The sequence below is a fragment of the Methanocella sp. genome (assembly GCF_035506375.1).
GTDB lineage: Archaea > Halobacteriota > Methanocellia > Methanocellales > Methanocellaceae > Methanocella.
On sequence record NZ_DATJPM010000059.1, the window covers coordinates 1 to 23797 of the forward strand.

30 protein-coding genes and 1 tRNA gene are annotated in these 23797 nt (G+C 57.7%); 8 read left to right on the plus strand and 23 right to left on the minus strand.

From position 1 onward, the window contains the following. Nucleotides 1–144 precede the first annotated feature (144 nt). The 11 genes from VMC84_RS07645 to VMC84_RS07695 form a co-directional block, all read right to left on the minus strand. Nucleotides 145–852 carry a phosphoglycolate phosphatase gene (locus VMC84_RS07645; protein WP_325379387.1) on the minus strand — a complete coding sequence of 236 codons (708 nt, stop codon included), beginning with the start codon at nt 850–852 and terminating at the stop codon, nt 145–147. A gap of 38 nt (nt 853–890) precedes the next feature. Further along, a complete protein-coding gene (locus VMC84_RS07650) occupies nt 891–1664 on the minus strand; it encodes a universal stress protein (RefSeq protein WP_325379388.1) in 774 nt (257 codons plus the stop codon). 53 nt (nt 1665–1717) lie between these two features. Next, a complete protein-coding gene (locus VMC84_RS07655) occupies nt 1718–2038 on the minus strand; it encodes a hypothetical protein (RefSeq protein ID WP_325379389.1) in 321 nt (106 codons plus the stop codon). Nucleotides 2039–2042: 4 nt separating this feature from the next. Beyond that, nucleotides 2043–2609, minus strand: coding sequence for an archaeoflavoprotein AfpA (gene afpA / locus VMC84_RS07660; protein ID WP_349256759.1), 567 nt, complete (start codon nt 2607–2609; stop codon nt 2043–2045). Beyond that, nucleotides 2609–3208: a flavodoxin family protein gene (locus tag VMC84_RS07665; RefSeq protein WP_325379391.1), complete on the minus strand. Its 600-nt coding sequence runs from the start codon at nt 3206–3208 to the stop codon at nt 2609–2611. The genes afpA and VMC84_RS07665 overlap by 1 nt, the downstream gene beginning before the upstream one ends. A gap of 69 nt (nt 3209–3277) precedes the next feature. Further along, a complete protein-coding gene (locus VMC84_RS07670; protein WP_325379392.1) occupies nt 3278–3619 on the minus strand; it encodes a hypothetical protein in 342 nt (113 codons plus the stop codon). A 156-nt stretch (nt 3620–3775) separates the two neighbouring features. Then, nucleotides 3776–4747: a DNA repair and recombination protein RadA gene (gene radA / locus VMC84_RS07675; RefSeq protein WP_325379393.1), complete on the minus strand. Its 972-nt coding sequence runs from the start codon at nt 4745–4747 to the stop codon at nt 3776–3778. A gap of 536 nt (nt 4748–5283) precedes the next feature. Next, nucleotides 5284–6510 (minus strand): ABC transporter permease, encoded by a 1227-nt coding sequence (locus VMC84_RS07680; RefSeq protein ID WP_325379394.1) that lies wholly within the window; start codon nt 6508–6510, stop codon nt 5284–5286. Nucleotides 6511–6512: 2 nt separating this feature from the next. Continuing rightward, a complete protein-coding gene (locus VMC84_RS07685; RefSeq protein WP_325379395.1) occupies nt 6513–7721 on the minus strand; it encodes an ABC transporter permease in 1209 nt (402 codons plus the stop codon). A 10-nt stretch (nt 7722–7731) separates the two neighbouring features. Then, nucleotides 7732–8718 (minus strand): hypothetical protein, encoded by a 987-nt coding sequence (locus VMC84_RS07690; protein ID WP_325379396.1) that lies wholly within the window; start codon nt 8716–8718, stop codon nt 7732–7734. 30 nt (nt 8719–8748) lie between these two features. Then, nucleotides 8749–9432, minus strand: coding sequence for an ABC transporter ATP-binding protein (locus VMC84_RS07695; protein ID WP_325379397.1), 684 nt, complete (start codon nt 9430–9432; stop codon nt 8749–8751). Nucleotides 9433–9874: 442 nt separating this feature from the next. Here VMC84_RS07695 and VMC84_RS07700 point away from each other — a divergent pair, with 442 nt between their 5' ends. Genes VMC84_RS07700 through yjjX form a run of 3 tightly spaced genes read left to right on the plus strand, consistent with a single transcriptional unit; the run spans nt 9875 to nt 11354 of the window. Beyond that, a complete protein-coding gene (locus tag VMC84_RS07700) occupies nt 9875–10384 on the plus strand; it encodes a gamma carbonic anhydrase family protein (RefSeq protein WP_325379398.1) in 510 nt (169 codons plus the stop codon). After that, entirely contained in the window at nt 10381–10839 is a 459-nt protein-coding gene (locus VMC84_RS07705; protein ID WP_325379399.1) for a phosphopantetheine adenylyltransferase, read from the plus strand. Before VMC84_RS07700 ends, VMC84_RS07705 begins: the two co-directional genes overlap by 4 nt. Next, nucleotides 10836–11354: an inosine/xanthosine triphosphatase gene (yjjX, locus tag VMC84_RS07710; RefSeq protein WP_325379400.1), complete on the plus strand. Its 519-nt coding sequence runs from the start codon at nt 10836–10838 to the stop codon at nt 11352–11354. Before VMC84_RS07705 ends, yjjX begins: the two co-directional genes overlap by 4 nt. A 193-nt stretch (nt 11355–11547) precedes the next feature. Here the strand turns inward: yjjX and VMC84_RS07715 are convergent, their stop codons facing one another. Further along, nucleotides 11548–12150, minus strand: coding sequence for a DNA-3-methyladenine glycosylase (locus VMC84_RS07715; RefSeq protein WP_325379401.1), 603 nt, complete (start codon nt 12148–12150; stop codon nt 11548–11550). 52 nt (nt 12151–12202) lie between these two features. Further along, entirely contained in the window at nt 12203–12358 is a 156-nt protein-coding gene (locus VMC84_RS07720; protein WP_325379402.1) for a hypothetical protein, read from the minus strand. A 109-nt stretch (nt 12359–12467) separates the two neighbouring features. On the opposite strand from VMC84_RS07720, the gene VMC84_RS07725 reads away from it, so the two are divergent. After that, nucleotides 12468–12542 (plus strand) — tRNA-Pro (locus VMC84_RS07725). Between the two features lie 101 nt (nt 12543–12643). Here the strand turns inward: VMC84_RS07725 and VMC84_RS07730 are convergent. From VMC84_RS07730 to VMC84_RS07740, 3 genes are all read right to left on the minus strand, one after another. Then, the gene (locus VMC84_RS07730; RefSeq protein ID WP_325379403.1) at nt 12644–13087 is read right to left on the minus strand and encodes a rhodanese-like domain-containing protein; all 444 of its coding nucleotides are present in this window, start codon (nt 13085–13087) and stop codon (nt 12644–12646) included. Nucleotides 13088–13276: 189 nt separating this feature from the next. Then, nucleotides 13277–13516 carry a hypothetical protein gene (locus VMC84_RS07735; RefSeq protein WP_325379404.1) on the minus strand — a complete coding sequence of 80 codons (240 nt, stop codon included), beginning with the start codon at nt 13514–13516 and terminating at the stop codon, nt 13277–13279. A gap of 1 nt (nt 13517) precedes the next feature. Beyond that, complete coding sequence (locus VMC84_RS07740; protein WP_325379405.1) at nt 13518–13712, minus strand: hypothetical protein; 195 nt, start codon at nt 13710–13712, stop codon at nt 13518–13520. 270 nt (nt 13713–13982) lie between these two features. Here VMC84_RS07740 and VMC84_RS07745 point away from each other — a divergent pair, with 270 nt between their 5' ends. Next, on the plus strand, nt 13983–14216 hold the full coding sequence (locus tag VMC84_RS07745) for a KGG domain-containing protein (RefSeq protein WP_325379406.1): 234 nt from the start codon (nt 13983–13985) through the stop codon (nt 14214–14216). 7 nt (nt 14217–14223) lie between these two features. Then, on the plus strand, nt 14224–14406 hold the full coding sequence (locus tag VMC84_RS07750; RefSeq protein ID WP_325379407.1) for a hypothetical protein: 183 nt from the start codon (nt 14224–14226) through the stop codon (nt 14404–14406). On the opposite strand, the gene VMC84_RS07755 is transcribed toward VMC84_RS07750, so the two are convergent. The 4 genes from VMC84_RS07755 to VMC84_RS07770 form a co-directional block, all read right to left on the minus strand. Further along, nucleotides 14403–14792 carry a response regulator transcription factor gene (locus VMC84_RS07755; RefSeq protein WP_325379408.1) on the minus strand — a complete coding sequence of 130 codons (390 nt, stop codon included), beginning with the start codon at nt 14790–14792 and terminating at the stop codon, nt 14403–14405. The two genes, VMC84_RS07750 and VMC84_RS07755, sit on opposite strands and share 4 nt — an antisense overlap. After that, nucleotides 14789–16594, minus strand: coding sequence for a sensor histidine kinase (locus VMC84_RS07760; RefSeq protein ID WP_325379409.1), 1806 nt, complete (start codon nt 16592–16594; stop codon nt 14789–14791). The genes VMC84_RS07755 and VMC84_RS07760 overlap by 4 nt, the downstream gene beginning before the upstream one ends. A gap of 116 nt (nt 16595–16710) precedes the next feature. Further along, complete coding sequence (locus tag VMC84_RS07765) at nt 16711–17439, minus strand: carboxypeptidase-like regulatory domain-containing protein (protein ID WP_325379410.1); 729 nt, start codon at nt 17437–17439, stop codon at nt 16711–16713. A gap of 96 nt (nt 17440–17535) precedes the next feature. Beyond that, nucleotides 17536–18120 (minus strand): hypothetical protein, encoded by a 585-nt coding sequence (locus VMC84_RS07770; RefSeq protein ID WP_325379411.1) that lies wholly within the window; start codon nt 18118–18120, stop codon nt 17536–17538. Between the two features lie 181 nt (nt 18121–18301). Here VMC84_RS07770 and trxA point away from each other — a divergent pair, with 181 nt between their 5' ends. Next, complete coding sequence (gene trxA / locus VMC84_RS07775; RefSeq protein WP_325379412.1) at nt 18302–18640, plus strand: thioredoxin; 339 nt, start codon at nt 18302–18304, stop codon at nt 18638–18640. Nucleotides 18641–18646: 6 nt separating this feature from the next. On the opposite strand, the gene VMC84_RS07780 is transcribed toward trxA, so the two are convergent. Together VMC84_RS07780 and VMC84_RS07785 are read right to left on the minus strand one after the other, a co-directional pair. Beyond that, nucleotides 18647–19978: a DNA topoisomerase IV subunit A gene (locus VMC84_RS07780; protein WP_325379413.1), complete on the minus strand. Its 1332-nt coding sequence runs from the start codon at nt 19976–19978 to the stop codon at nt 18647–18649. A 2-nt stretch (nt 19979–19980) separates the two neighbouring features. Beyond that, nucleotides 19981–21618 carry a DNA topoisomerase VI subunit B gene (locus tag VMC84_RS07785; RefSeq protein ID WP_325379414.1) on the minus strand — a complete coding sequence of 546 codons (1638 nt, stop codon included), beginning with the start codon at nt 21616–21618 and terminating at the stop codon, nt 19981–19983. Between the two features lie 183 nt (nt 21619–21801). Between VMC84_RS07785 and VMC84_RS07790 the strand changes: the two genes are divergently transcribed. Next, entirely contained in the window at nt 21802–22956 is a 1155-nt protein-coding gene (locus tag VMC84_RS07790) for a glycosyltransferase (RefSeq protein WP_325379415.1), read from the plus strand. Here VMC84_RS07790 and VMC84_RS07795 read toward each other — a convergent pair. Then, nucleotides 22953–23384, minus strand: coding sequence for an Sjogren's syndrome/scleroderma autoantigen 1 family protein (locus VMC84_RS07795; protein ID WP_325379416.1), 432 nt, complete (start codon nt 23382–23384; stop codon nt 22953–22955). The genes VMC84_RS07790 and VMC84_RS07795 overlap by 4 nt on opposite strands. Nucleotides 23385–23797 lie beyond the last annotated feature (413 nt).

Below are 23797 nucleotides of genomic sequence, written 5' to 3' on the forward strand. Positions count from 1 at the left end.
AGACCCCCTGCTTAATAATATTATCAGGAAACCGTGTCGCCGTGGTGTCGCCGTGCCGATCATAAAAAAGCGCCGTGTTCGCCGTGTCGCCGTGGTGAATAATAAGCCGTGCCCTCCGTGGTGCCTCCGTGCCGCCGTGGTCGTTCACAGGCGGCGGGCGAGCCAGTTTAGCGCCTCGGCGGCCCCTTCGCCGTAAGGCTTTTGAGCCACGTAGTCGGCGGCTTCTCTTATTTCGGGCGTGGCATTGCCTACGGCGAGGCCCATGCCGGCTGCGTTGAACATGTGGATGTCGTTCGCCGAATCCCCCATTGCCGCGAACTCATCGGGCTTCAGGCCCATCATGCGCGAGACCTCGACGAGGCCGGTCCCCTTGTTCACGCTCTTATGCTTTAAGTGCAGGGCGAACCGCGTATCGATGATCTCCAGCTCCGGGAACGCTTTATCCAGTATCTCCCGGGCTTTATCCACGTCGACGGTGCGCCTGAAAGCCAGCTCTGAGAGACGGTATCGCGCGTCAAGCTGCTCCATGCCGGGAAAATGCTGCTGGAGGACGGTCGCGGCCTGGCGGCACTGCTCGATGTCCGCGAGTATGACGGGCTTAGAATCGTAGCCCACCTGGATGACCCCCCCGGTCTCGCCTATCATTGCCTCGCTGGCGCCGATGAGCTTGCTGGCCGCACGCATAAAACAGATGACGTTGCCCGAGGACAGGACGACGGGGATCGGGAGCGAGCGGATGGCGGCGATGGCGTCGGTGCTGATGTGCCGCTGCATGTCGGTGAGGGTGCCGTCGATGTCGGCCACGACAGCCTTTATGCGAGTAATAGAAAGCCTCCGGTGATTATCCGTCATGAAGACAGATATACGTGATGGTCAGGGGTGTTTGAGCATCAGGGATGCTTAAGTACGAGCGCAGGGAACTCAGAGTCCGCCACGATAGACAGAGCCATACCCATCTCCGCCCCCGCATCGAGCATGATGATGGAGGCGTCGGTCTTCTCTGCGGCCGCGACGATCTCTTTCCTCGGGGTGCCCTCTGCCATGATGACGCCCCCCTTTAGCCCTATGCCATTCAAGCTATCGGCCAGTGAGATCGGGTCCACATTATCCGAAAAGCACAGGAAGGTCACGCTGCCGATGCTAGCCTCTTCCGTCAGGGAGCGCAGCGCCTCTAGCTTGGCCGCGGGGTCGCCCGTCACCGGGCAGAGCACGCGGCGGAACAGGTTCGTACAGTATGCCTCCATGGCCATTTTTGACTGGTCCACTGCCTTCGAGGAAAGCAGGGTCATGACCAGCAGGTCGCGGCGGCAGTTGCGGATGAGCTCCATGGTGGCGCTGCCCGCCGGCCCTCCGGGCTTGTGGTAGTTGACCACGATGAGCGAGGCGTCGAGCTTTTCCGCGATGCTGCAGATCTCCCTCCCGGCGACGCCGGGCAGGAGGTGCACGTCCGTGGAGATGCCCCTATTCCGCTCGATGTTTAATTCTTCGTCAAGGAAGTCCCGGGCCTCATGCATCCGGGGCTCGAACAGGGCAGGATCGATATGGTTCTGCTCATCGATGACATGCAGTAAGTGGATCTTTTTAGTCTTCCCGATGATACCGACGCAGGGGAGCATGAAGGGCGATTCTGAGAAGTCGGTCGCGTAAAGGATATTCTCGAACATCTATAACTATGTTGGATTACGAAAATAAAATAGTGCCGAATATAGATGTGCGCCTATGCCCCGCCATTGCCTGCCCTGGCCGGGCGGAGGACCCTGGTATAGTACCGTGTTATGCCCAATAGTATCCCTACGACCAAAGCCGTTAATATCGACGGATTGAGCGACTCGTGGAGTAGAAAGTATGAGGCCAGAAAAATGCCCAGGAAAACTCCGGCTGATTCCAGCAGGATCCCGTATTCCGATTTCAGGCGCCGGTTCCCTTTTCCACATTTGGGGCATGCGAGGATGTACTGGAACCGGTCGGCCTTTGCCGTACGCGTATCGTACTCTAAGACGTGGCGGCAATGAGAGCAATAGACCGGCTTCTCTACCATATGATCACTTTTGAGCTGCTTTTTCCCGCTCTACGAGGCCCTCGATCGCTCCGCGAATATCCCGGACGTTATCAAGCACCGTGATGCTCTGCATCTTTCTTATTTTATTGACGTTCTCCACGTCGACGTCTCTTATATAGAGCTTCATCTTCTTGCCGCCGGGCAGGATGGTCTCGAGCTCGCCGGGCTTATTGTCGGGCGGGTAAAGAGAGATGGGTACGCGGGCCTTCGCGGCCTGGGCCACGGCGTTCGACAGGAGCGTGTCGCCGATGCCGTAGGCGATCTTGGCCGCCGTGTTCGCTGTGACGGGCGCCACAAGGAACATGTCGTAGTGGCCGGTCTGGAGCTTGCCCACCAGGAACGGGGAGTTCGAGTCCACCTCGACCCGGAGGTCGTAGAACTCGTCCTCCAGCATGCCCCACAGCTTGTACCATTTTAACACCAATCTGGCGCTCTTCGACGTATAGATATCCACGGTCAGATTATGCTTCTTCTTCAACTCAACCATGAGCACGGCGATCTCCTCGATCTTGTCGCCGCAGCCGGTGATGCCCCAGGCGATGCGTACCATCATGCCACCTTCCTTGTCCTTGCCATCATATCGTAAAACCGCTTCAGCGTCTTCCGCAGCGTGCGGAGCCCGTCCTCGTCGGCGGCCACGCCATCGCTCCCCTTATCGTGAGACCAGAGTGACGCCCCGAGGTTCGCCCCGAACGAGCCGCCGCCCGCCGGGATCATCTCGTTGAGGATGTAAAAATTATTTATCGTGGTAAGGGCGAGCTCCTGGCCTCCGCTGCGGTCGCCGCCTACGGCAAGCCCCATGCCGACCTTGCCTTTCAATATCAGAGGGTCTTTAGCCAGTATGGCCCGGCACCTGTCCATCATCGTCTTCGTCTGGCCGGACAGGGTGCCCTGGTAGCACGGCGTACCCATGATGATGCCGTCGGCCCAGATCATGCCATCATAGAATTCGAGGAGAGCGTCCTTGTGCACGCAGCCCTTTTTATTTTTTATGCAGTAGTCACAGTGAATGCAGAACTTGATATCCTTGCCTCTCGCGGAAAAGTACCGTGTCTCACAGCCATTATCCTTCAGGTAGTTTAAGCCGTAGTTGACCGCGTAGTCCGTGCCGCCCTGGCGGGGGCTTCCGCTGATGCCGAAGACCTTCATGGCGCTCCTTAATTGCAACTCGATAAAAAGTAGTTGGGCGGACGACCACAATAATTTTCTGGTCGATAGTCAGCGGCGCTTGGTCTTGATGTTGCCGTAGGTGCGGACCTGGTTCTGGACGCCCAGGACCCACTGCATCATGGCCCTCTCGCCCTTCGAGGACACTTTGCCCGATTCGAGGGACTTCCCGAACGCCTCCATGGCGTCCTGCACCTTCAGGAATTTTTTATGGGCGATGCACTCCTCCACGAAGAGCGGGTAGGCCTCGTCGGATAGGCCATAGAGCTCCTTGATCGGCTTCAGCTTCTCCATGATCTCGGCCTTTACTGCCTCGCGGTTTCCGTTCGACAGCCCCCGGATGAGGTATGAAAATACGGTCGCCGCGGTCTCTTCCTGCTCGAGCTTGTCCATGCTACTCTCCCATGGTCGTATTGCGATAAAAATTTTATGTTATATGCTGTGTTGAATTACTCCCGTATTTTAAGCTTTTTAAGAGCACGGAGGACACTCCGAGACTTAAAAGTGCACATTCAACACAGCAAAATTAAATAAAATTGGGGAGGGACCTTAGTCCCTCAGTCCCTCGGTAGTCACGCTGAAGATGGCCTCGCCTTCCGGCAGGTTCGGTGAGTCCACGAGCCTGGCGATCCTCTTTTCGCCCTTCGACTTGCGTAGGTAGAGACGGAACGTGGCCGTGTGGCCCACGATGTGGCCGCCGATGGGCCGCGTCGGATCCCCAAAAAACGCGTCGGGCTTCGCCTGCACCTGGTTGGTGACCACGATGGCGGCGTTGTTGATGTCGCCGAACCGCATCAGGTCGTGCATGTGCTTGTTCAGCTTCTGCTGCCGGTCGGCCAGCGTGCCCCTGCCCACGTACTCGCTCCGGAAGTGGGCCGTCAGCGAGTCCACGATGATGAGCTTGACGGGCCGGTCCGAGTCCCTCATCTTTTCGGCAAGCTCGGAGGCGCTCTCCACGAGCAGTATCTGGTGGTTCGAGTTATAGGCGCGAGCCACGTGGATATTCTTCAGGAACTCCTCGGGGTCCAGGTCTTCGCCTCCCTTGAGCCCTTTAACCATCTGGGCGATACGCTCGGGCCTGAACGTGTTCTCGGTGTCGATCATTATGACGGAGCCGCCTAAGCCTCCCTCTTCAGGGGGGAGCTGCACGTTGACCGCGAGCTGGTGCGCCACCTGGGTCTTGCCCGACCCGAACTCGCCGTAGAACTCCGTGATCGACTGCGTCTCGACGCCCCCGCCCAGGAGCTCGTCCAGAGCGTTGGACCCGCTCTTGAGCTTGCCCACCTGCTTGCGGCGCTCGAAGACCGTGTCCCCGGTCTCAAATCCTCCGATGTTGGAGCATTTCTTCGCGGCCGCGACGATCTTGGAGGCGGTGTTCTCCCCCACCTCCGCTGCAGCGGCTAACTCGCTCGGCGATGCGACAGCTATCGCCTCTATGGATGTATATCCTGCCTCTTTGAGCTTGTCGGCGGTAGCAGGCCCCACGCCAGGTAGATCTTCGATGGTCATTCTTTCTGCCATTTTGTAAACCTCTCAGGCTACTTTTATAATTACTTTAATTACTATTCGGGTGTATATAGAACGTTATCGCATGCGGGCTGAAAGTAATATTAAGAAGATGTGCCGCGCTATGCTATGTATACTTTCCTTATGTTAAAAAACTGGGCAACGTTGTCTTTTTCATATGGTTGCATCGGTTTGATAAATCCCTCTAAAAAAAATAAGTTGCTTTTAGATTATTTCAGCCACGATGTTACTCAAAGCTTGCCTGAAGCGACACGAAGGCATTATTAAATATAATTTAAAATAAGTTGGTGCGGCTTGGTGTAAACTTGGTGCCGCCTGGTGATTAAATAAAAATTCCGTGCGGCCTGGTGTAAACTTGGTGCCGCTTGTAAGCAGATGGTTTCAACCACACCAGGTTTACACCAGGCGGCATGGAGCTTACACCAGGCCGCACCAACGATTTTTAATTAGTCTTAGAGAACTTAGAGCCAGCTTAGAGCCACTTAGAGGCTGAAAAAGTCTTCGAGCCGCTTATCAGGCTTAGAGCGGCTTTATTCCGTGCGCAGCGCTTCGATGGGGTCGAGCCTCGCCGCCTGGTTGGCGGGATAGACTCCCGCGATGGTCGTCGTGACGAACCCGAAGCACAGGCCGATGAGCACGTTGTTGAGGGCGATGGGCATGGGCATGCCCGCCCCGACGCCGATGACGTAGGAGATGATGGCGGCGAGGCCGAGGCCTATGAGGCCGCTCACGATGCCGAGCATCGAGGACTCGGCTAAAAATAGTAGGCGGACGTTGCCCGTCGTGGCGCCAACGGCCTTCATGAGGCCGATCTCCTTCGTCCTTTCCTTCACGGTAAGCATCATGACGTTGAGGATGCCTATGCCGCCGACGACTAAAGAGATCGCCGCGATGCCGCCCAGGATATACTTGATGTAGTCGAAGATGGAGTTGATCGCGTCCGAGAAGGATTTGATCGTCACCACGGAAAAGCCCTCGTTGCGGTGGAGACGGTTCAGGGACTCCTCCACGTTGTCCGCCGTCGCCTGGGCCTCCGACGAGGAGGAGGCCCGCACGTAGATCATGCTGTAGCTGTCCGCATTGGAAATGGCCCTTGCGCCTTCCATGGTCATGTAGATGTTCGTGTTCGGGTCTCCGGAGATGATGGAGCCGTTGCTCTCCTCCAGGATACCGACGACCGTGTAGACGTGCGATCGGCCATCCATGGGGTTCGTGATGGTGATGGGGGTGCCCGTCTTGAGGAGCTTGGGGAAGGTGCCGTTGGCCACCTTGCTCCCGATGACGACCGAGTAGATGTCGGTCTGCGAGAGGAAGCGGCCCTTGTCGATCTGTCCGGCCAGCCGGGTCTCGCTGGCAGGTCGGACGCCCTGGATCGACAGGCTCCGGTTCTCGCCGCTGTACGTGATGGTGCCGGTGCCGCTGACGCGGGGGGTGACCTCGACCACGCCGGAGGTGCCCATCAACAGGCTCACGTCGCGGTCGGTGAACTTGGCCGGGGGCTTCTCCTGGGACTGCGATACTGTATAGCTGATGCCCATTCCGCCCTGGTTATGGAGCGTGGCGGGAATGACCATCATCTGGTCCAGGTCCAGGTCGCCGAACTGCTTGCTGACGCCGGAGTAGAGGCCGTCTCCCAGGGTAAGCATCACCACGATTGCCATCACGCCGATGATGATGCCCAGCGAGGACATCATGGTCTTGAACTTGTTATTGGCGAAGTCCGAGAGAGCGTATTCGACGACGTCAGTGAGCCTCATGGTCATTCCGTCCTGAGGGCCTCGATGGGGTCGAGCCTCGCCGCCTGGTTAGCGGGGTACACGCCGAACACGACCGTCACGACCAGCCCGAAGAGGATGCCGGCGACGGCGTTCACCGCAGAGACGGGCATTGGGAGCTTCGCGTAGTAGCCCACGACGGCCGCTATCAGGGCGGCCAGGAGCACGCCGCCGATGCCGCTGAAGAAGCCTAGAATGGCCGATTCGGCTATGAAGACCTTGCGCACGTCCATGGTGGTGGCGCCCACCGCCTTCATGAGGCCGATCTCCTTCGTCCTTTCCTTCACGGTGAGCGTCATCACGTTCATGATGCCTATCCCCCCGACGACCAGCGATATGGCGCCGATGCCCGCCAGCGTGTACTTGATCATGGCGAACACCTGGGTGATGAGGTCTGCGAACATCTTCTGGGTCAGGACCGAGAAGCCCTCGTTCCGGTGGATGCGGTTCAGTGAATCCTGGACGCTCGTCGCAACGGCGTCGGCGTCCTCGACCGAGTCGGCCCGGACGCCGATGTAGGAGTACGTGTCCTGGTCGGAGAGCGCCTTGAGGCCGGCCTTCGTCATGTAAATGACGCTGTTCGGGTCCCCGACGAGGATGGACGCGTTCCGCTCCTTCATCACGCCGACGACCACGTACTCCTGGGACCGGCCATTATAGGCGTTGGTGATGGTGATATACGAGCCCGTCCGTATTTCCCTGCCGAAGGTGCCGTTGGCAGCCTTGCTGCCCAGGACGACCGAATATTTGTCCGAAGGCGAGAGGTACCGGCCTTTATCCACCTGCCCGGAGTAGCGGCCGGAAAAATACTGGGGGGCGATGCCGCTCACGCTCATGGTCCGGTTCTCGCCCTTGTACGTGACGGTGGTGCCGCTCAGTGAGATCTCGGGGTAGACCTCGACGACGCCGGGTGTGCTCAGGACGAGGCTGACGTCCCGGTCCGTGAGCTTGGCAGGAGCCTTCTGGGATAGGGTGCCGGTCTGCATGTCGATGCCCATGGGGAGCACGACCAGCGTGTCCAGCTCCAGGCTCCCGAACTGCTTGCTGACGCCGGAGTAGAGGCCGTCTCCCAGGGTAAGCATGACCACGATTGCCATCACGCCGATGATGATGCCCAGCGAGGACATCATGGTCTTGAACTTGTTGCTCGTGTAGTCCGAGAATGCGTACTCCAGGACGTCCGGCAGTTTCAAGGGATGACCTCTAGCGCTTTGCCCGCTTGCCGCGCATGTACATGAAGATGCCCGCCAGCGCCAGGATGGCGACGACGACGACGAGGCCCAGGTATAGCAGCGAGTTATCTCCCGCGTTCGCCGGGGCGGCTGCGGCCGCCGAATGGTCCGAGTATATCGTTATTGGCGAGGTCTCGTGCCAGTTCTGGCCGTTCATGTAGACGACCTTGAACGAGGGGTTGCCCTTGAAAGAGGCGTTCTTCGCGGTGACGTCGAACTGGACGGTGTACAGCTCCCCCGCGCCGATGCTGCCCACGACGTACTCCTGCTGGGGCTTGAACGTGAAGTCGTCGCCCGAGGGCACGACGCTGACGCCAGTGACGCCGTTGGGCCGGAGGTTCGTGATATCGAGTACGACGCTCTTCTTCGCGGTGGAGAAGGACGCGGGCGCGTCGTTGATGACGGCCTTAAGCGAGATGCCGCTGACCTGCAGGCTTATCGGGTAGTTCAGGTAGATGCCGCTGTCGTCCGTGCGGATCTTCAGCGTCATGGGGTACATGCCGTCCGGGATATTATTGTCGACCTGGATGGTGAAGGTAAAGGGCATCGAGTTGCCCATGCCCAGCCTCCCCCCGTCCAGGAACTGCTGCGCAGAGGTGACGTGTATGGGCGCGTCCGCCACGAGCGAGACCTCTTTCAGGTACACCGCGCCGTCGGGCGTGTTAGTGCTGGTGGTCGTGGTCGTCTGCGTGTGACCGATGCTGACCTGCCCGGAAGTACCGGTCCCGTAATTGTAAGTATTGCTATCCGAAGTCGTCTCGCCGGCCAGGGTATTGATAGGGTTAGTGATCTTGATCGTGATCGTGCCGGTATCCCCGGGCATAAAGACCGAGGGAGAGACCGTGACATCGCCGACCGTAACGGACGGTTTGCCTGTGTCGGCGCCAGCCGGCACGGCGGCGATCAGGACGATGGCGAGCATCGCGATGACGCACGCCAGTTTAGTTGAAAGCTTCATACACATATCTCCAGATGAATGAACGTTAGCCTATTTCGTTTCCTCTCCTACGATCATGCCATCCCTGAGGCGGATGATGCGCTGGCTGAACCCGGCGACGTCGGGGTTGTGGGTGACCATGACGATGGTCCGGCCGTTCCGGTTTAATTCCACGAAGAGCTTCATGATCTCGTCGCCCGTCTTCGCGTCCAGGTTCCCGGTGGGCTCGTCGGCCAGCAGTATCGAGGGATCGTTGACCAGGGACCTGGCGATGGCGACGCGCTGCCTCTGGCCCCCGGAGAGCTCGTTGGGGCGGTGGGCCATGCGGTCGGCCAGGCCGACCTCCCCCAGGTATTTCTTCGCAACGCCGGCCCGGTACGATTTCGACTGCTCCTGGAAGATCATCGGCAGCTCCACGTTCTTAAGGGCGCTGAGCCTGGACACGAGGTTGAACGTCTGGAAAATGAAGCCGATCTCCTTGCCCCGGAGGTGGGACAGCTCCACGTCGTTGAGCCTGCCGCTGTCCTTGTTGTTTATGATGAGCCTGCCGCTGTCCGGCCGGTCCAGCAGGCCGATGAGGTTCATGAGCGTGCTCTTGCCGCTCCCCGAAGGGCCCATGATGCTGATGAACTCGCCTTTTTTGATGTCGAGATCAATGTCCTTGAGCACGAGCAGGTCTTCGCTGCCCATGTGGTAGCTTTTACGCACGCCCTTCATCGATACCACAGAATCCATTTTGCGACACAACTCCTGAGATAAAGCCGTTTACCCCACGATTTTTTCTTACCCTATGTCTTTCCTGAGAATTTATAGGTTATCTATATAGCACACGATGGTACCGGTTTTCGCCTCTCTTTATCATGGGAAACACGGCCCACGATAATGCCGTTTACCGTGCCATATGATATACTTCTATATACCTATTGCTAGTATGTACTAACCGTTAGTATATATAAGTTTTGAAAGAGAAAAAAATAATAAAGGGCTCTTATACGATTTATGGATATATGATTATCTTGTGACATAATTAGCCAATGATAACAAACGGTTAAACAATAAATACGGGCCTTAGTTGTGAAAAATAGTGCCATGTGCCGGTATAGGCATTACCTTCATGATATCATCCAATAGCTCTAACCATACCTTTTTACCGTCCGAAGTGAAATATCTGAAAGACATGATCATCCAGCACTTCTCCGCACCTTCCATCGACCCTGCCGCCTTCGTCGCAGAGACTGCGGTCGTGGCCGGCAACGTGCGCCTGGAGGCGGGGTCCAGCGTCTGGTACGGCGCCGTCCTTCGGGGCGACGAAGCCTCCATCACTGTTTCTAAGAACGCCAACATCCAGGATGGCGCCGTGGTGCACTCGGACCGGGGCGAGGACGTCCTCATCGGCGAGGGCGTCACCGTCGGCCACGGGGCGATCGTCCACGGCTGCACCATCGGCAAATACTCCATGGTCGGCATGGGCGCCATAATACTGAGTAAGGCTCAGGTCGGCGAGCATTGCATAATCGGCGCCGGCGCCGTAGTGAAGGAGGGGGACGTCATACCGGACGGCTCCATGGTGGTCGGAGTGCCAGGAAAAATTATAAAACAGCTGACGCCGGAGCAGATGAAGTACATGGAGGACAACTGCGAGGAGTACGTGAAGCTTGCCCGCCGCTATATGGAGGCCTCGAAGTGAGGGTGGCCATCGGCGGGACGTTCCAGCCCCTTCACGACGGCCATAAGGCGCTGCTCCGCAAGGCGTACGAGCTGAGCAGGAACGTGGACATCGGCGTCACCTCCGACGAGATGGCCCATAAGGGCCGGGTGCGGCCGGTGAAGTCGTATAAAGAACGCACCGAGGCGCTGAGCGACTGGATCCGTCAGGAGATCGGCGTGGAGCCGCGCATCTTCCGGATCGACGACCCATACGGGCCTACCTTGTTCGAGGACTACGACTACATCGTCGTCTCGGCAGAAACTTATCCCATGGCCCTGAAGATCAACCAAAAAAGAAAAGAGATGGGGAAAAAGCCCATCGAGATATACCGGGTCGAGTGCATCCTGGCGGAGGACGGCCGGCCGATATCCGCGACGAGGGTCGCCAGCGGGGAGATCGACGTGCACGGCAACCTGCTGCGGAGGCGGAAATGAAGATCGCGGTGGGCTCCCGGAACCCTGTGAAGGTGAAGGCCGTGGAGAACGTATTCTCGAGGCTGTACGGCATCGTGGACGTGGAGGGCGTGGCCGCCAGGTCCGGCGTCCCGGCGCAGCCTTTCGGCGAAGAGACGGTGGCCGGTGCCGTCAACCGGGCGAAGAACGCCTTCGCCCTGGAGAAGTTCGACTATGGCGTGGGCATCGAGGCGGGCCTGTTCGAGGTGGGGGACATGATGATCGACCTCCAGTACTGCGCCATCTACGACGGCTCGTGGGTGACGTTGGGCTGCGGCAGCGGGTTCCAGTACCCGTCTATTGTTTTAGATGAGGTGATTTCGGGCAAGGAGGTCGGGGACGTGATGAGCGCCGTGTCGGGCATCGAGAACCTGGGTGAAAAGGAGGGCGCCATAGGATTCCTTTCACGGGGCATGCTGACCCGCATGCGGCTGACGGAGCAGAGCGTGTTCATGGCGCTCATCCCGAGGCTGAACCCTCACCTGTACGGGCATTGATCCACATACCTATCTATTCTTTTATGCTGTGTTGAATTTCTCCCGTATTATAAGCTTTTTAAGGGCACGGAGGGCACTCCAAGACTTAAAAAGGCATATTCGACACAGCAATTCTTTTATAAAAAGTAAATTGGTGCGGCCTGGTGTAAACTAATCTTATAATATATTTAAGATGGCGAATATACAGTTAATCTTACCTGGTGGCCATTACGGATACGAACGGGCTTCCTTTGACGTAAAACCGCCAGGGCTTGTCTTTATATTCGCCGGCATAGTCCACGCCGACACGCTTGCAGCTGACTATGTCGAATCCTTCGCCGTCGCCATCTTCCACGTAGAGCGGCCCCCTTTTACAGAGGTCGGCACCGTTGAGCGCCCGGTCGATGCCCAGTGCCATGCACAGCCTTCCCGGGCCCGAGGCCAGGTCCCCGATCTTCTTCGCCTTCTTCCTCAAAGCCCGCATGGCATCGAGGCCCTCCAGCGGCTCGCCTGCCCGGACGAGCACGGCCGCGGGATAGCCGTCCCGCTCCGTGACCGCGTTCAGGCAGTAGTACATGCCGTAGATAAAATACACGTATGCGTGGCCGGGCTCCCCGAACATGACCCGGTTACGGCCGGTCATGCCCCTGCTGGCATGGCAGGCCTTATCGTGGGGGCCGCAGTAGGCTTCGGTCTCCACGATCCGCACGGACATGCGGCCGGCCGGCGTCTCCCGGACCAGGACCTTGCCCAAAAGCTCTTTCGCGACCTCGAGGGTGTCGCGGCCATAAAAGTCTCGCGGAAGCACGGCGCTCATCAGCTCCAGCTTATGCCGGCCATGTGATAAATATCTTTAGAAAAGGGCGCCATCAGGGCATTTCATCGTAATTTTCGCAGGCATCGCCATTGCCCGTTGCCCTTCTTTTACAGTGAGTCGAATTCTTGCAGCGCTCGCACGACCTGGCGTCGTCCTGCGCGCCGGCCTGGCCGCCTAAAGCCGCCTTGATACCGTCGAGGAATCCCATATTGCTCCTTCGTCCCTTTATTCGGCCATTCGATAAATACCTTTAGTGAAGGGCGCAGGAAAACCGCAACATATATATCATTCAAGCCATACAAAGAATCTCGCGATACGGGACAATGGGGTAGCCTGGTCCATCCTCGTGCGTTTGGGACGCATGAACCCCGGTTCAAATCCGGGTTGTCCCACTTTCTTTTAGGGTTAATCGATAAGGCCAGAGATTATCACTTTTTACGCTTTATTAAAATAAAGAGAAAGCGCCCCTGTTGTCTGAGGCGCCCGCCAGGGCTCACCCCTGTGAAACGTCCCTCTGGCCGGATAACATGTCCGCCAGCAGAGGCATGTCGGCCGGCTTGATGCTGCCAGGCGCCGAATTGTCGACCCGGTTTCCCGCGTTGGCCCAGGCCTCGAATCCGCCTCGCAGCTCCATCACGTTCCTGAACCCCAGCTTCCTGAGCCTGTCGACGGCGTCCCCGGCCAGCCGGTCCGCGGGGTTGGGGGACGCTCGCGCCTGCCCGGGGCCATAGACCACGAAGTTCGCGTCCTTATCCATGGACTCGGGCTTGAGATTGGATATCTCGCCGTCGAATAGGTCACACGCCCCCGGTATGTGCCCCTTAAAATACGCGCTCAGTTCCCTCACGTCCAGAATGAAGATGCCCTTGCCGGACTTCATGCGTTTTTTCAGGTCATCAACGCTAATGTCTTTTACCTGCTCGGTATACAAATCCATCACCCTAAATATATAATTATATTGTAATTATATAAATGTCTAGTCTTTTACGCATTTACTCCGCTTCCACGATGGCGTAACTGTATGGAAGAACGTTTACGGGGACGGTCATTTACTTCAGCAGTACACGTATTCTGCCACGTTCCCGAGCAGGCGCTGCAATTAATGGGTTGACGGCATTTTTCGTTTTTAGTTTTGCGGCGCTTTTTCCATGACGCGGCAATCGACCTTGCCCTGGCGACACTGGTACCAGAAGATGCAGTCGGCGCAGGAGCCGCCCTGAAGCCCGCTAAGCATCTGCCGCGCGTTCGGCGTTTCCATGGTTAAGAGATCGTCCCGCTCGATAAAGATGGCCGGCATCAGAAGGGACATTTGAAGCATGTCCAGGGCCGGCTTAAATGCACGGGGTTTAATGGACCTTGCCACCATGTCAGTGCCCTCCGGGGCTCCGCCAGAGCCCGCGCCCCTTAAGGGCCTCTGTGGCCACGAATACATTCCTGGACGGCATATCGTGATCCATGAAGGCGATGCCGGCAGGATGCTGGCGATGTACTCCCGCCCTTCCGATAAGCTTAAAACGCCTTAAGGTGCCCGACTTATCGTCTGAGATACCAATAGCTACCATACTGATGCCTTGTATTATAATGAATTGGTTAATATCCTTAATATATTATTAATCCGTGGAAAACACGAAATGCCCGCCTCCGACAGGCTTTTCCTGTAAAATCTCCAGGCAATCCCGAAAGGGAATAGCCTCTGACGGTTTTTTACTTTTAGACGTTACCGGCATTTTGCGCCGCTATCTCGATTTTATCGCAAGTGATCCCGGGTCCGATGTCAATCGAAGCACTCATCGTTATCATATCGTGGACAAATGCGTTCCAGGGTGTATAAAATGGCAGAAAAGAAGGAGAAGAAAGGCGAAATTACCGTCGAGGAGGCGGGCCACAAGGGAGGGGAGCGGACCGCCAAGACCCACGGCCGCGAGTTCTACCGGGAGATAGGCCGTAAGGGCGGAGAGGAGGTCAAGGAAGAGAAGGGGCCCGAATTCTACTCGCAGATCGGCCACAAGGGCGGCCAGAAGGTCAAAGAGCTCATAAAGAAGGGCGAAGAGTCCGAGAAAAAATAAAACGGGCATGTGCATGAAAACGGCGATCATATTGCTGGCGGTCATGCTGATCCTGGCGCCGGCCCCGGCCTGCGCGATGGCACATTGCGTCAGCACGGCAGTCGTCGGGGATTATAACCTGGGCTGCCCTGGATGTCCGGGGTGCCCGGACAACCCGGCCAGAGACCCGAACGAGCCTGCCTGCTTCTAGGTACAGCCGAACCCCCGCTCTACGGCGTCGACGATCAGCCTGATGCTCACGGGCTTCTTTAAGAATTCGAACGCTCCGGCAGCCATGGCCTCGTCCTTCACGCCTGCGTCGGCGCTCAGGAAGACGATCTTCGCTTCAGGGTCCACTTTCAATATTTTTTTTGCGACCTCGATGCCATTCATCAGCGGAAGGCGGTAGTCCATGATGAGGACGTGGGGCTTCGGCGTGCATTCGATGTACTTTTTTATCGCCTCAGGGCCGTCGTAGGCGACGAAGCAGATGACGATGCTCCTCCGGCTAAAGACCTTCAGATAGACCTTGACGAGTTCCCTCTCGTCCTCGACAATGGCCAGCCCCACGTTACATCTTTCACTACATTCTTTCATTTTTCCTCCTCCCTCACCGGCAGCGACACGACAAACCTGGCCCCCTTCGAAGAGTCGCCCGGCACGCGGTCCTCGACTCTGATATCTCCACCGATGCTCTCCGCCAGGCTCCGGGCGATGAACAGGCCCAGGCCCCGGCCGTGGGCCTTCGTTTCTCCCCTCTGGAAACGGTTAAATAGCCTGGCCTTAATCCCGTCGGGGATCCCCGGGCCGTTGTCGGCGACGGAAACATCATAGAATTTTTTGCCCGCTCTTTCAACGCCCTGGACGACGATGTCGACCGTCACGTCGCCCCCGGAGTGCTTGATCGCGTTGCCGACGAGGTTGCAGAACACCTCTTTCATGAGCGCCGGGCCCTCGATGATCAGGCCTTTTTTCGGCGCGTAGGTGATCGTCACCTTCTTATCTGCAGGATTCGGAGCGTCCCGGATACACTCTATTATCATGTCGTTGATGTCCTCCGGCTGGAACGCCTCCTGCCGCTCGTTGATCGCCTGGATCCTGCGGACGTTGTCGATGATGCCCGCGCTGCTCGATGCGGAGCCCAGGGCATCGGCGATGGACTCCTTCTGCTCCGCCGTCAGGTTCGGGTCCTCGCTTATGAGCTCCAGGTTACCGATCGTCACCTGGTTGAGGTTGTTGATGTCGTGGCCCATGATGTCCAGGTATAGCTCCGCACGGTTTTTCTCACCCACGAGCTTTTCCCGGTCTTCCGCGATGCGCGTGGCCATATTATCCATGCACACGGCCACCTGGCCGATCTCGTCCTTCCGCTTCATCGGGAGGTACTGGCGGTAATCACGGCTGTTGGTTATGGCCCTCGCCGCATTATACAGCCCCAGGATGGGGTCGGTGATGCTCTTGCTGAACGCGTATGCGAGCGCCAGCGATATGGCGGCCAGCGCAAGAGTAACGGCAGAGATCGCCCAGAGCGTGTTCGTCACCGGCTGATATGCGGCGGCGCTCGGCACGGCGACAACGACACCCCACCCTGTGCTATTAACGGGATAATAAGCGACAAGACGGTCATCCTTCTCGATGGGATTGTACTGCTCTGCAACGCCCTTTTTGCCCTCCATTACATCCCGTACGGCGGGGACCCGGCTAAAATCGGACATGCTGCTCATGAAGCCCGGATTGCTATGGACGATAATGTTCCCGGACCCGTTGACCAAATACACGTACGGGCCGTTTCTTGCCGCCGTTCCTATGACAGAATTCGTAAAGTTTTTCATATCGTAAATGCCCACGACCGTGCCTATGGTCGTATCATTCGGGCCTCGTATGGGCGCGCCGACGTAGATCGTCGATGAGCCATCGATATCGTTGCCTGTCGCGATGGCAATGGGACGGGACGTGTTGAGGACAGGGCCGACATATGGCCGATCTAAAAAGCTCCTCCCGATGATGTCGGGGTAGGTAAAATTTGTATAATTTGTATAAATCGTATCATATGACATTACCCTGCCGGAGCTGTCCGTGGTAAAGGCCGAATCGAAAGCAACGCTCTGTTCGGCTATATACCGGGTCGTCTCGTTTAAAAAGGACCAGTTTCTTTCTTCGACGGCCCTTATGACCAGAGGCCTGTCGGCGATACTCGTGAGATAGTTCTCGCTCAGGTTCACATAGCTGGCAGTAAGCTCCGATATGGTCTCCGCCTGGCCCATGTTATTATCCCAGATGCTATGCTTTAACACGTCCTGGAAGTATAACGCGCCGATGACCCCTGCGACTAGCAAGGGTATGATAATTAACGGAACAAATAAAAGGGCGACCTTCGACCGGATGGAATTATAACTCATTACGTTAATAAAATAAAATTAATCGCATATAGCTTTTACTTAACGAATAAATAAAAAAATAAGATATTCTTATGGTTAACTGAAGCTCCTGATGCGGCTTGTTTTGCCAGCCCGGCCTATTTTTTCTTCAGCCGTCTCATTAGTCCTTTTCTCAGGAACCGGAAGTATACGACGACTGCGGCTATTGCCAGTATGGCCAGCAGGGCCACGACCACTATCAGGGTAACGGGGATCTGCCCGGCCAGGCCGGCCGGCTCGGGCGTTACCGTCGAAGGCTCAGGCGTCGGGACATAGACCGTGGGAACGACGACCGTGGGCTTGGGCTGAGCGGTAGGCTCCGGCGTGGCCGTGGGCCCCTCGCTGCCCTGCGAGCCGGCGTATAAGACGATATTGCCCATGATGGTGCTCGTATGGTTCGCGTCGATGCCGAACGTGCTCGAGTAGCCCTCGCCGAGGTCGCTCTTGTTCACGTACAGCATGAACATGTTCATGCTTTGCTCGAGGGTCCCGGCGCTTCCGTCCGCCCCGGTATGCCGGTTGGAGCTGTATGTGGCGCCCAGGCCGCCGATGTTAAAATTGCCGCTCGAGTCCGTCGTCGTATTGGCGTATTCACGGCCCGGGGACTGGACATCGACGACCGCGACGTAGGCCCCTTCCACGCCCTGCGCCTGGTCGAGGGACGAGACCACTTTGCCGCTGACGGAGCCCTTGATGCCCCGGTCCAGGTAGACGGTATGCGGGTAGCTCGCCCCCCGCTCGGACGGCATAAAGGCCAATGCCGGCATCACGATGAAAATCCCCGCGATCAGGAAGATTAATAGTAACTTGATAACGCTTCTCGCCATATAAGCCACCGATCAATAACAACTCGAAATGAAAGCATATGAAGGTTATGTCATGATCGTGCAACTATTGCCTGAAAAAAGAATACGTTTTTAGCGCTAAACCTGGCTCACGTCGAGTATCTTCGTGCCCGTCGAGTCCAGGATGACGTCCCAGTAGATGCCCGCCTGGCCCACGCGCACCTTCCAGGCGTCCTCGCCGTTATACTGCGTCCCGGCGATGTCGCCGATGTCGCTCGCGTCGAGCGTATACGTGAGCGGGATGCCCATGTAGCCGCCCTTGTACGTGAGGTTAGAGCCGACGAGGGTAGCCTTGATCGCGTCAGTAGGGGGCGTGCCGTACTGCTTTTGCTTGAATATGCTGCCTCCGAACGTGTCGCCCGGGCCCGAGAACATGTCGCCGCTAAAGAGAGAGTTAGACGCCTTCGCCGGAGTCGTATCGTAGCTATAGTCCGAGAACGGGCTGCCGCCGAACATGCTGCCATATCCGAAGGGACTGCTATATCCAGAAGAGCTACCATACCCAAAAGAGCTGCCGAACGGCGAGCCGAACATGCTATAAGGGCTGTTGAGACCGCCCGGCATGCCGAACGGGCTCGAATAGCCCGGGCCGGACCAGGAGTACGATGTGCTCCAGCCCGCCGCGGGGACGGCGAGCACGATGAGCCCTATGAATAATACCATAACCTTACCCAATGACACCTCTAAACACCTCATTGCTTATTATAAAAAAGTAATAATAAATACATTATGCGCTCTCTGCGCAACTTTTAAAATAAAATGAGCGGACAGGATTAAAAAACCCCAAATCCTATAAATATTAATGCGTAATGTAGTAGTATACTAAATTCAGGAGTTTATCTTCATGGCTGAGACGACACAGTTCGTAAAGGAGGTCAACGACGCCGGCTTCGACGAGGCTGTCAAGAGCAACCATGTCACCGTCGTCGACTGCTGGGCGCCCTGGTGCGGCCCGTGCAGGATCCTGGCGCCCACGATCGAGGCTCTCGCGAAGGATTACGGCGACAGGGTGAAGTTCTTTAAGCTGAACACGGACGAGAACCCGAAGGTGACCACCCAGTTCCGCATCCGTAGTATTCCAACTTTGTTCATATTCGTTGACGGTAAGCTGGCGGACACTATTATCGGAGCCGTTCCGCGCCAGTATATCGAGAGCAAGCTGAAGGCTCTGCTTCCCCAATAAATCATTTTATACTTTCACTTTGAGCTTTTCCTTTAGCTTGGCCCTGAGATATTTTTTATAGAACTCTTTCTTTTTCAGGGGCGAGCCGGCGGCCGTGCCCAGCGCCTCAAGCTCGGTCTTCATTCCCGATTTAACGAACCACGTGTTCTCGCCCTTCCAGTAGTCGTCCTGCATGTACGGCAGAGACAGGTTGTTCTGGGCCCGGGTGGTGTCGTTGGCGCTCAGCGGCTCCTGCACGCTCTTCCATACCTCCCTGAGCCAGGAGTCGACGTCGGCGGATTCGATGCCCAGGAAGGCGGCCTTCGAGGCATGGAGGCCGCTCAAGTGCGCCGCCGCGATGCTGCCGCTTAATACGGATTTGGCGATCATGCCCGACCAGGGCGACAGGTCCGTGAGGACGCCGATGGGGATGCCCTTCTCAGACAGGAGCTTGATCAGCGCCCGGCACCCTCTCGCCGGCTGGCCGCCCAGGTGGATGAGCCCTATGTTCAGCTCGTCGGCGACCTTTAATTTCTTCAGGTCCATGAAGACGCCCGTCTTCTCGATAGCGATTATGGCTTTAACCTTATGGGATTTTACCTCCCACTGCCCTGCCAGGCCGGTGATGCCCTGCTCCCTCTCCTTACAGCTGAACTCCTTGCCTTCCTCGTCGACGAGCGTTATGTCGCCGTATATGAGCCCCCTCGGATCGGCGATGATGTTTAAATTTTCCCTTTGCATGCGGATGATGCGCTCCAGCGTATCGATAAGCCGGTCGCTCTCGCCCTGGCCGTTCAGGTCCATCCACGGGTACTTCTGGAACTGGTTCTTCAGCATGTAGTAGCAGTCCCTCTTCGTGGACACGGAGTTGGCGGCCACCGTCTCGATGACGTGGTTCACCAGGAACTGCAATTTCGCTATCGTCGCCGCCTGGTCGATGTTGGCAGTGCTCATGGCGACAGTGTCCCCGGTGACGTTGTACCCTTCCACGTCATCGTACTCAACGGAGCTCCTGTCGACCTTCAGGGCCTTAAAAGTATACGGCAGCGCGTTCTCGACGCGGACCATCGAGCCCAGGCAGGAGGCCGACAGGATCATGATCGCCTGCTCCTGGTCACGCGTGAGCCTCCGATCCCGGAGAATATTCCGGGCCAGGGTCATGCCCGAATGCCCCTCTTCCTCGAGCCGGTCCAGCATTTTGATAAAGTCGGCCCGCTTCGCGGACGAGGCTATGTCGTACAGGCCCTCGAAATCATCGGCCATCGCCGCGGCCTCGATCTCGTCGTAGAGGCGCATGCGGACGGCCGTCTTGCCACCGGGCTTCCTCTGGGGCTTAGTATCTACTTTCTTTACGGCCAAAGTCAGGCGGCGACCGCCGCATCCTTCACCTCCGTGACCTTATTAGGGGCCGTCCTCCACACGTCCAGCCTGTACTGGCTGACCACTTCCCAGAGCGAGTCGTCAAAGCCGAACGCCTCGGCGTACTCCAGGTCGGCGACCTTCTTCCCGGCGAACCGGTTAAGCTCTCGCAGCAGCAGCGAGTGGATGACCGCCTTCTTCTTGCCCTTGATGAGGCTCTCCTCGGTCCGCCTGATCTGGCGGATATGCTTCGAGATCTTCCTCCCGCAGTCCTGTAGGGCTAGCCGTATTTCCTCGTAGTACTCGTCCACGGCCTTTATGGCCTCCTTGCTCTCGCTCGTGTAAGGGATGTTGACGCCCGCCACGTGGACGAACACATGGGACTTAGACTCCTGGGTGATCTCGTACCGGCTCAGCCCCGCCTCCCGGGCGGCCTTGAGGATGACGTCGCTCGACTCGGAGAAGAGCAGCGGCACCCGGTTGACGAACCGGTGGACGAACACGCCGGTCACGGGGTCGGGGGAGCCGCCGAAGTCCGCCTCGCAGTTGTAGGCGATGATGACCTCGACCAGGAACGGCTGGCCGCGCATGGCGGACGGCTTACGGGTGACGGCCGAGATGAATTTGGGCCGGAGCCGGTCCACGACGCCCTTGATGAGGATGGCCTCCCCGACCGGGGACAGGCACTCCGGCGAGGGCGGCAGGGTCTCCACGAGCCGCATGGCCTCCACGAGGCCGTTCAGCTCTTTTCTGGTGAATTCCGCGGGCGGCTTGTCCACTTCAATGGAATCCTTGCACTGCCTGATGATGCTCCTCACGGTCTCGGAGCGCACCCGGTCGAACTCGCCCTTAAGAAAATCGTAGAGCCTCTTGTGCTTCGTCCTCGCTGTCATCCTGCTCAGCAGGTCGTAGTCCGCGCCCAGAGGGTGGGGCTTCGTCTCCACGGGCTGTTTCGGGAGCCCGTCGGTCCTCCGCTCGACGTCAAGCCGGTCCTTCTCGTCCACGCCGTCGTAGTGCAGCGCCAGGTGGGGGTTAATGGCCGCCGTGAGCTCCAGGTACTCCATGATGCGCGCCGAGAACATGGCCTCCAGCACCACGCTGACCTCCACGCCCCGCCAGCCGTCAGACTTCTCTTTGTAAGTATTATGGATCTTCGCGGCGTTCTTATTCACGTCTACCGTGAGCTCGTAGACGTGCGTGTTCCGGCCGTCCGTCGAAGACCTCACGACCGTGTGCTCGCCAGTTTTTATCTGCGATATCAGTACGACGGCGGAGACGCCGATGCCCTGCTGCCCCCGCGACTGTTTCCTGACGCCGAACTTGCTGCCGTACAGCAGCTTACCGAACACGGGCGGGATGTTCTTAGGCATTATCCCGGGGCCGTTATCCCTGACCATGAGGCGGTACCGCTTCAGCCGGCCCTTCTCGTCGATGCTCTTCAGGTCGATCCAGACCTCGGGTAAAATGCCCGCCGACTCGCAGGCGTCCAGTGAATTGGTGAGTATCTCGTGGATGGACATCGGTATCATCTTGAGCGAGCTCTCAAAGCCCACTAAGTGGGGGTTCGTGGCGATGAACTCGCTGAAGGATATCTCCTTCATGTCCTTTGCCAGCTCTCTGGCCGTTTTTCTTTCTGCCATATTTATGCCTTTTTTTCGCCTATTTAGTATTATTAACGCTGTGTTAGTGCGCCGTGAAAGTAATATCGGGCCCTTTTGCCCTGATTAGCCCGTATCGTATTTTAATTGATGCAAGCCGGGCAACGGGTTATCTTTCGGGGCGGCCCGTAATATTAATGGGTATTACGCTCCCTACGGTTAAACATGAAGATCGCCGTGTTCACGGACACCTTCTTTCCCCAGGTCAACGGCGTGGTCAACGCCGTCCGGAACTTCGACCGGACGCTGTCGGGCCGGGGCCACGAGGTAAGGGTTTTCACCGAAGGCCGGAAGCCCGGCACCGTCGAGATGGACGGTGCCGAAGTGCACCGCTACCAGGCCTTTACATTTTTACCGTACCCGGAGTTCGAGTCCTCGGTGGACGCCATTCGCCCCATCCGGGACGCCTCCCGCTTCAAGCCGGAGGTCGTCCACGCCCATACGCCTTTTGTCATGGGCTACTGCGCGTGGCGCACCGCCAGGCGCCTGAAAGTGCCGCTCGTGGGCACGTTCCACACTCCCGTGGACGAGTACGTGGTCTACATAGCGAAGCGTTTCACGGCGAGCCGGCACATGCTCCAGGGCATCGCGAAGGCCTACCAGAACTGGTTTTACGGCAATTGCGACGTGGTCATCGTCCCGGCGAGGTCCGCCGCCCGGTACATCGACATAAAAAATAAGCGCGTTGAGGTCGTGTCCAACGGCCTCGACCTGAAAAGGTATGGCAGGGCCGGCAGGGGCGAATTCCGGGAGAGGTTCGGGCTCGGCGACGCGCCGGTCATCCTGCACGGCGGCCGGCTCAGCTTCGAGAAGCGCATCGACGGCGTCATCAGGGCCATGCCACTTGTGCTCGGGGCCATCCCGGACGCGAAGCTGCTCATCGTGGGCAAGGGCCCCTCGAGAAAGTCGCTCGACGCGCTCGTGGAAAAGCTCGGGCTGCAAGAGTCCGTCGTCTTCACGGGCTACGTGGGCGACGAGGACTTCCCGAAGGCCTTCGCGGCGGCGGACGTGCTGGCGCTGAACTCGCCCGTGGAGACCCAGTCGCTCATCGTCCTGGAGGCATTCGCGACGGGGGTGCCCGTGGTGGGCGCCGACGCCGGGGCCATCCCGGACGCCGTAGTGCCGGGGGAGAACGGCTTCCTTTTTAATACGGACGATACGAAGGCCCTGGCCGGCTATCTGATCGCGGTCTTAGGCGATAAGGCGCTTCGGGAAAGGCTCGGGCAGGGCGCGCTCAGCACCGCGTCGGAGCACTCTCTCGAAAAAAGCACTGACAGGCTCCTGGCCGTTTACAGGAGCGCTATAGAAAAAAAGGCTTAGCGGGATATTCCGTGCAGCTCTTTCAGGACCCGCAGGGACCTCTCCAGGATGTCCAGGTACATCTGGATCTTGTTCGGGTAGGTCTCGGAGGCGAGCCGGGCCGCGATGTCGTTAATCTTCGCGATGACCGCCGCCTCGACGGCCGCGTCATTCAATTCCTCGCTTCCCACGACCACGCTCATGCGCCGCTCGGGCATCTCCATAACGGGCGTACTATTGACCTTTTCCACGGCCTGGTGCGAAACGGCCGGCCGGGTCTCCACTGGCACCGCCAGGCGGGCCTGCTCCTGCTTTTTGGCGTCGCAGACCGGGCAGACGACCTTGCCCTGGTACTTGAACAGGGGCGCCCCGCACTCGCAGTGCTTCGCGAGCATCGTGCCGCCCCGCTCCAGCATCTTCGTCACTTTCTCAAGGTCTTTGTCTTCCATGTGCCCACTTCCAATATGCATTGCCGGGACCGCTCTTATAAGCTTTTCGCGGCTCCCGTCAAGATCCCCGAAGAATCATAAGTTATACGAAGACTTTTTCAGCCTCTAAGTTCTCTAAGCGGGCCTGAAGCTACACGAAGACATCGATAAATATTTAAAAATCGTTGGTGCGGCCTGGTGTAACCTTGGTGTAGTTTGGTGACTAATAAAATAATTGGTGTCGCCTGATGTAAACCTGGTGCCGCTTGTAAGCGCTCTGGTTTCAACCGCACTAAGTTTACACCAGGCCGCACCAATTTTATATTATATCACCAGGCGGCACGGAGTTTACACCAGGCCGCACCAACGATTTTTAATAAGTCTTAGAGAACTTAGAGCCGGCTTCGAGTCGCTTTGAGGCTGAAACCGTCTTC

What these genes read in the sequence shown, in the direction of transcription:
- VMC84_RS07645 (WP_325379387.1), bottom strand. Translation starts at nt 852, where the DNA reads ATGACGGATAATCACCGGAGGCTTTCTATTACTCGCATAAAGGCTGTC.
- VMC84_RS07650 (WP_325379388.1), bottom strand. Translation starts at nt 1,664, where the DNA reads ATGTTCGAGAATATCCTTTACGCGACCGACTTCTCAGAATCGCCCTTC.
- VMC84_RS07655 (WP_325379389.1), bottom strand. Translation starts at nt 2,038, where the DNA reads ATGGTAGAGAAGCCGGTCTATTGCTCTCATTGCCGCCACGTCTTAGAG.
- afpA (WP_349256759.1), bottom strand. Translation starts at nt 2,609, where the DNA reads ATGGTACGCATCGCCTGGGGCATCACCGGCTGCGGCGACAAGATCGAG.
- VMC84_RS07665 (WP_325379391.1), bottom strand. Translation starts at nt 3,208, where the DNA reads ATGAAGGTCTTCGGCATCAGCGGAAGCCCCCGCCAGGGCGGCACGGAC.
- VMC84_RS07670 (WP_325379392.1), bottom strand. Translation starts at nt 3,619, where the DNA reads ATGGACAAGCTCGAGCAGGAAGAGACCGCGGCGACCGTATTTTCATAC.
- radA (WP_325379393.1), bottom strand. Translation starts at nt 4,747, where the DNA reads ATGGCAGAAAGAATGACCATCGAAGATCTACCTGGCGTGGGGCCTGCT.
- VMC84_RS07680 (WP_325379394.1), bottom strand. Translation starts at nt 6,510, where the DNA reads ATGAGGCTCACTGACGTCGTCGAATACGCTCTCTCGGACTTCGCCAAT.
- VMC84_RS07690 (WP_325379396.1), bottom strand. Translation starts at nt 8,718, where the DNA reads ATGAAGCTTTCAACTAAACTGGCGTGCGTCATCGCGATGCTCGCCATC.
- VMC84_RS07695 (WP_325379397.1), bottom strand. Translation starts at nt 9,432, where the DNA reads ATGGATTCTGTGGTATCGATGAAGGGCGTGCGTAAAAGCTACCACATG.
- VMC84_RS07700 (WP_325379398.1), top strand. Translation starts at nt 9,875, where the DNA reads ATGATCATCCAGCACTTCTCCGCACCTTCCATCGACCCTGCCGCCTTC.
- yjjX (WP_325379400.1), top strand. Translation starts at nt 10,836, where the DNA reads ATGAAGATCGCGGTGGGCTCCCGGAACCCTGTGAAGGTGAAGGCCGTG.
- VMC84_RS07715 (WP_325379401.1), bottom strand. Translation starts at nt 12,150, where the DNA reads ATGAGCGCCGTGCTTCCGCGAGACTTTTATGGCCGCGACACCCTCGAG.
- VMC84_RS07720 (WP_325379402.1), bottom strand. Translation starts at nt 12,358, where the DNA reads ATGGGATTCCTCGACGGTATCAAGGCGGCTTTAGGCGGCCAGGCCGGC.
- VMC84_RS07730 (WP_325379403.1), bottom strand. Translation starts at nt 13,087, where the DNA reads ATGGATTTGTATACCGAGCAGGTAAAAGACATTAGCGTTGATGACCTG.
- VMC84_RS07735 (WP_325379404.1), bottom strand. Translation starts at nt 13,516, where the DNA reads ATGGTGGCAAGGTCCATTAAACCCCGTGCATTTAAGCCGGCCCTGGAC.
- VMC84_RS07740 (WP_325379405.1), bottom strand. Translation starts at nt 13,712, where the DNA reads ATGGTAGCTATTGGTATCTCAGACGATAAGTCGGGCACCTTAAGGCGT.
- VMC84_RS07745 (WP_325379406.1), top strand. Translation starts at nt 13,983, where the DNA reads ATGGCAGAAAAGAAGGAGAAGAAAGGCGAAATTACCGTCGAGGAGGCG.
- VMC84_RS07750 (WP_325379407.1), top strand. Translation starts at nt 14,224, where the DNA reads ATGTGCATGAAAACGGCGATCATATTGCTGGCGGTCATGCTGATCCTG.
- VMC84_RS07755 (WP_325379408.1), bottom strand. Translation starts at nt 14,792, where the DNA reads ATGAAAGAATGTAGTGAAAGATGTAACGTGGGGCTGGCCATTGTCGAG.
- VMC84_RS07760 (WP_325379409.1), bottom strand. Translation starts at nt 16,594, where the DNA reads ATGAGTTATAATTCCATCCGGTCGAAGGTCGCCCTTTTATTTGTTCCG.
- VMC84_RS07765 (WP_325379410.1), bottom strand. Translation starts at nt 17,439, where the DNA reads ATGGCGAGAAGCGTTATCAAGTTACTATTAATCTTCCTGATCGCGGGG.
- VMC84_RS07770 (WP_325379411.1), bottom strand. Translation starts at nt 18,120, where the DNA reads ATGGTATTATTCATAGGGCTCATCGTGCTCGCCGTCCCCGCGGCGGGC.
- trxA (WP_325379412.1), top strand. Translation starts at nt 18,302, where the DNA reads ATGGCTGAGACGACACAGTTCGTAAAGGAGGTCAACGACGCCGGCTTC.
- VMC84_RS07785 (WP_325379414.1), bottom strand. Translation starts at nt 21,618, where the DNA reads ATGGCAGAAAGAAAAACGGCCAGAGAGCTGGCAAAGGACATGAAGGAG.
- VMC84_RS07790 (WP_325379415.1), top strand. Translation starts at nt 21,802, where the DNA reads ATGAAGATCGCCGTGTTCACGGACACCTTCTTTCCCCAGGTCAACGGC.
- VMC84_RS07795 (WP_325379416.1), bottom strand. Translation starts at nt 23,384, where the DNA reads ATGGAAGACAAAGACCTTGAGAAAGTGACGAAGATGCTGGAGCGGGGC.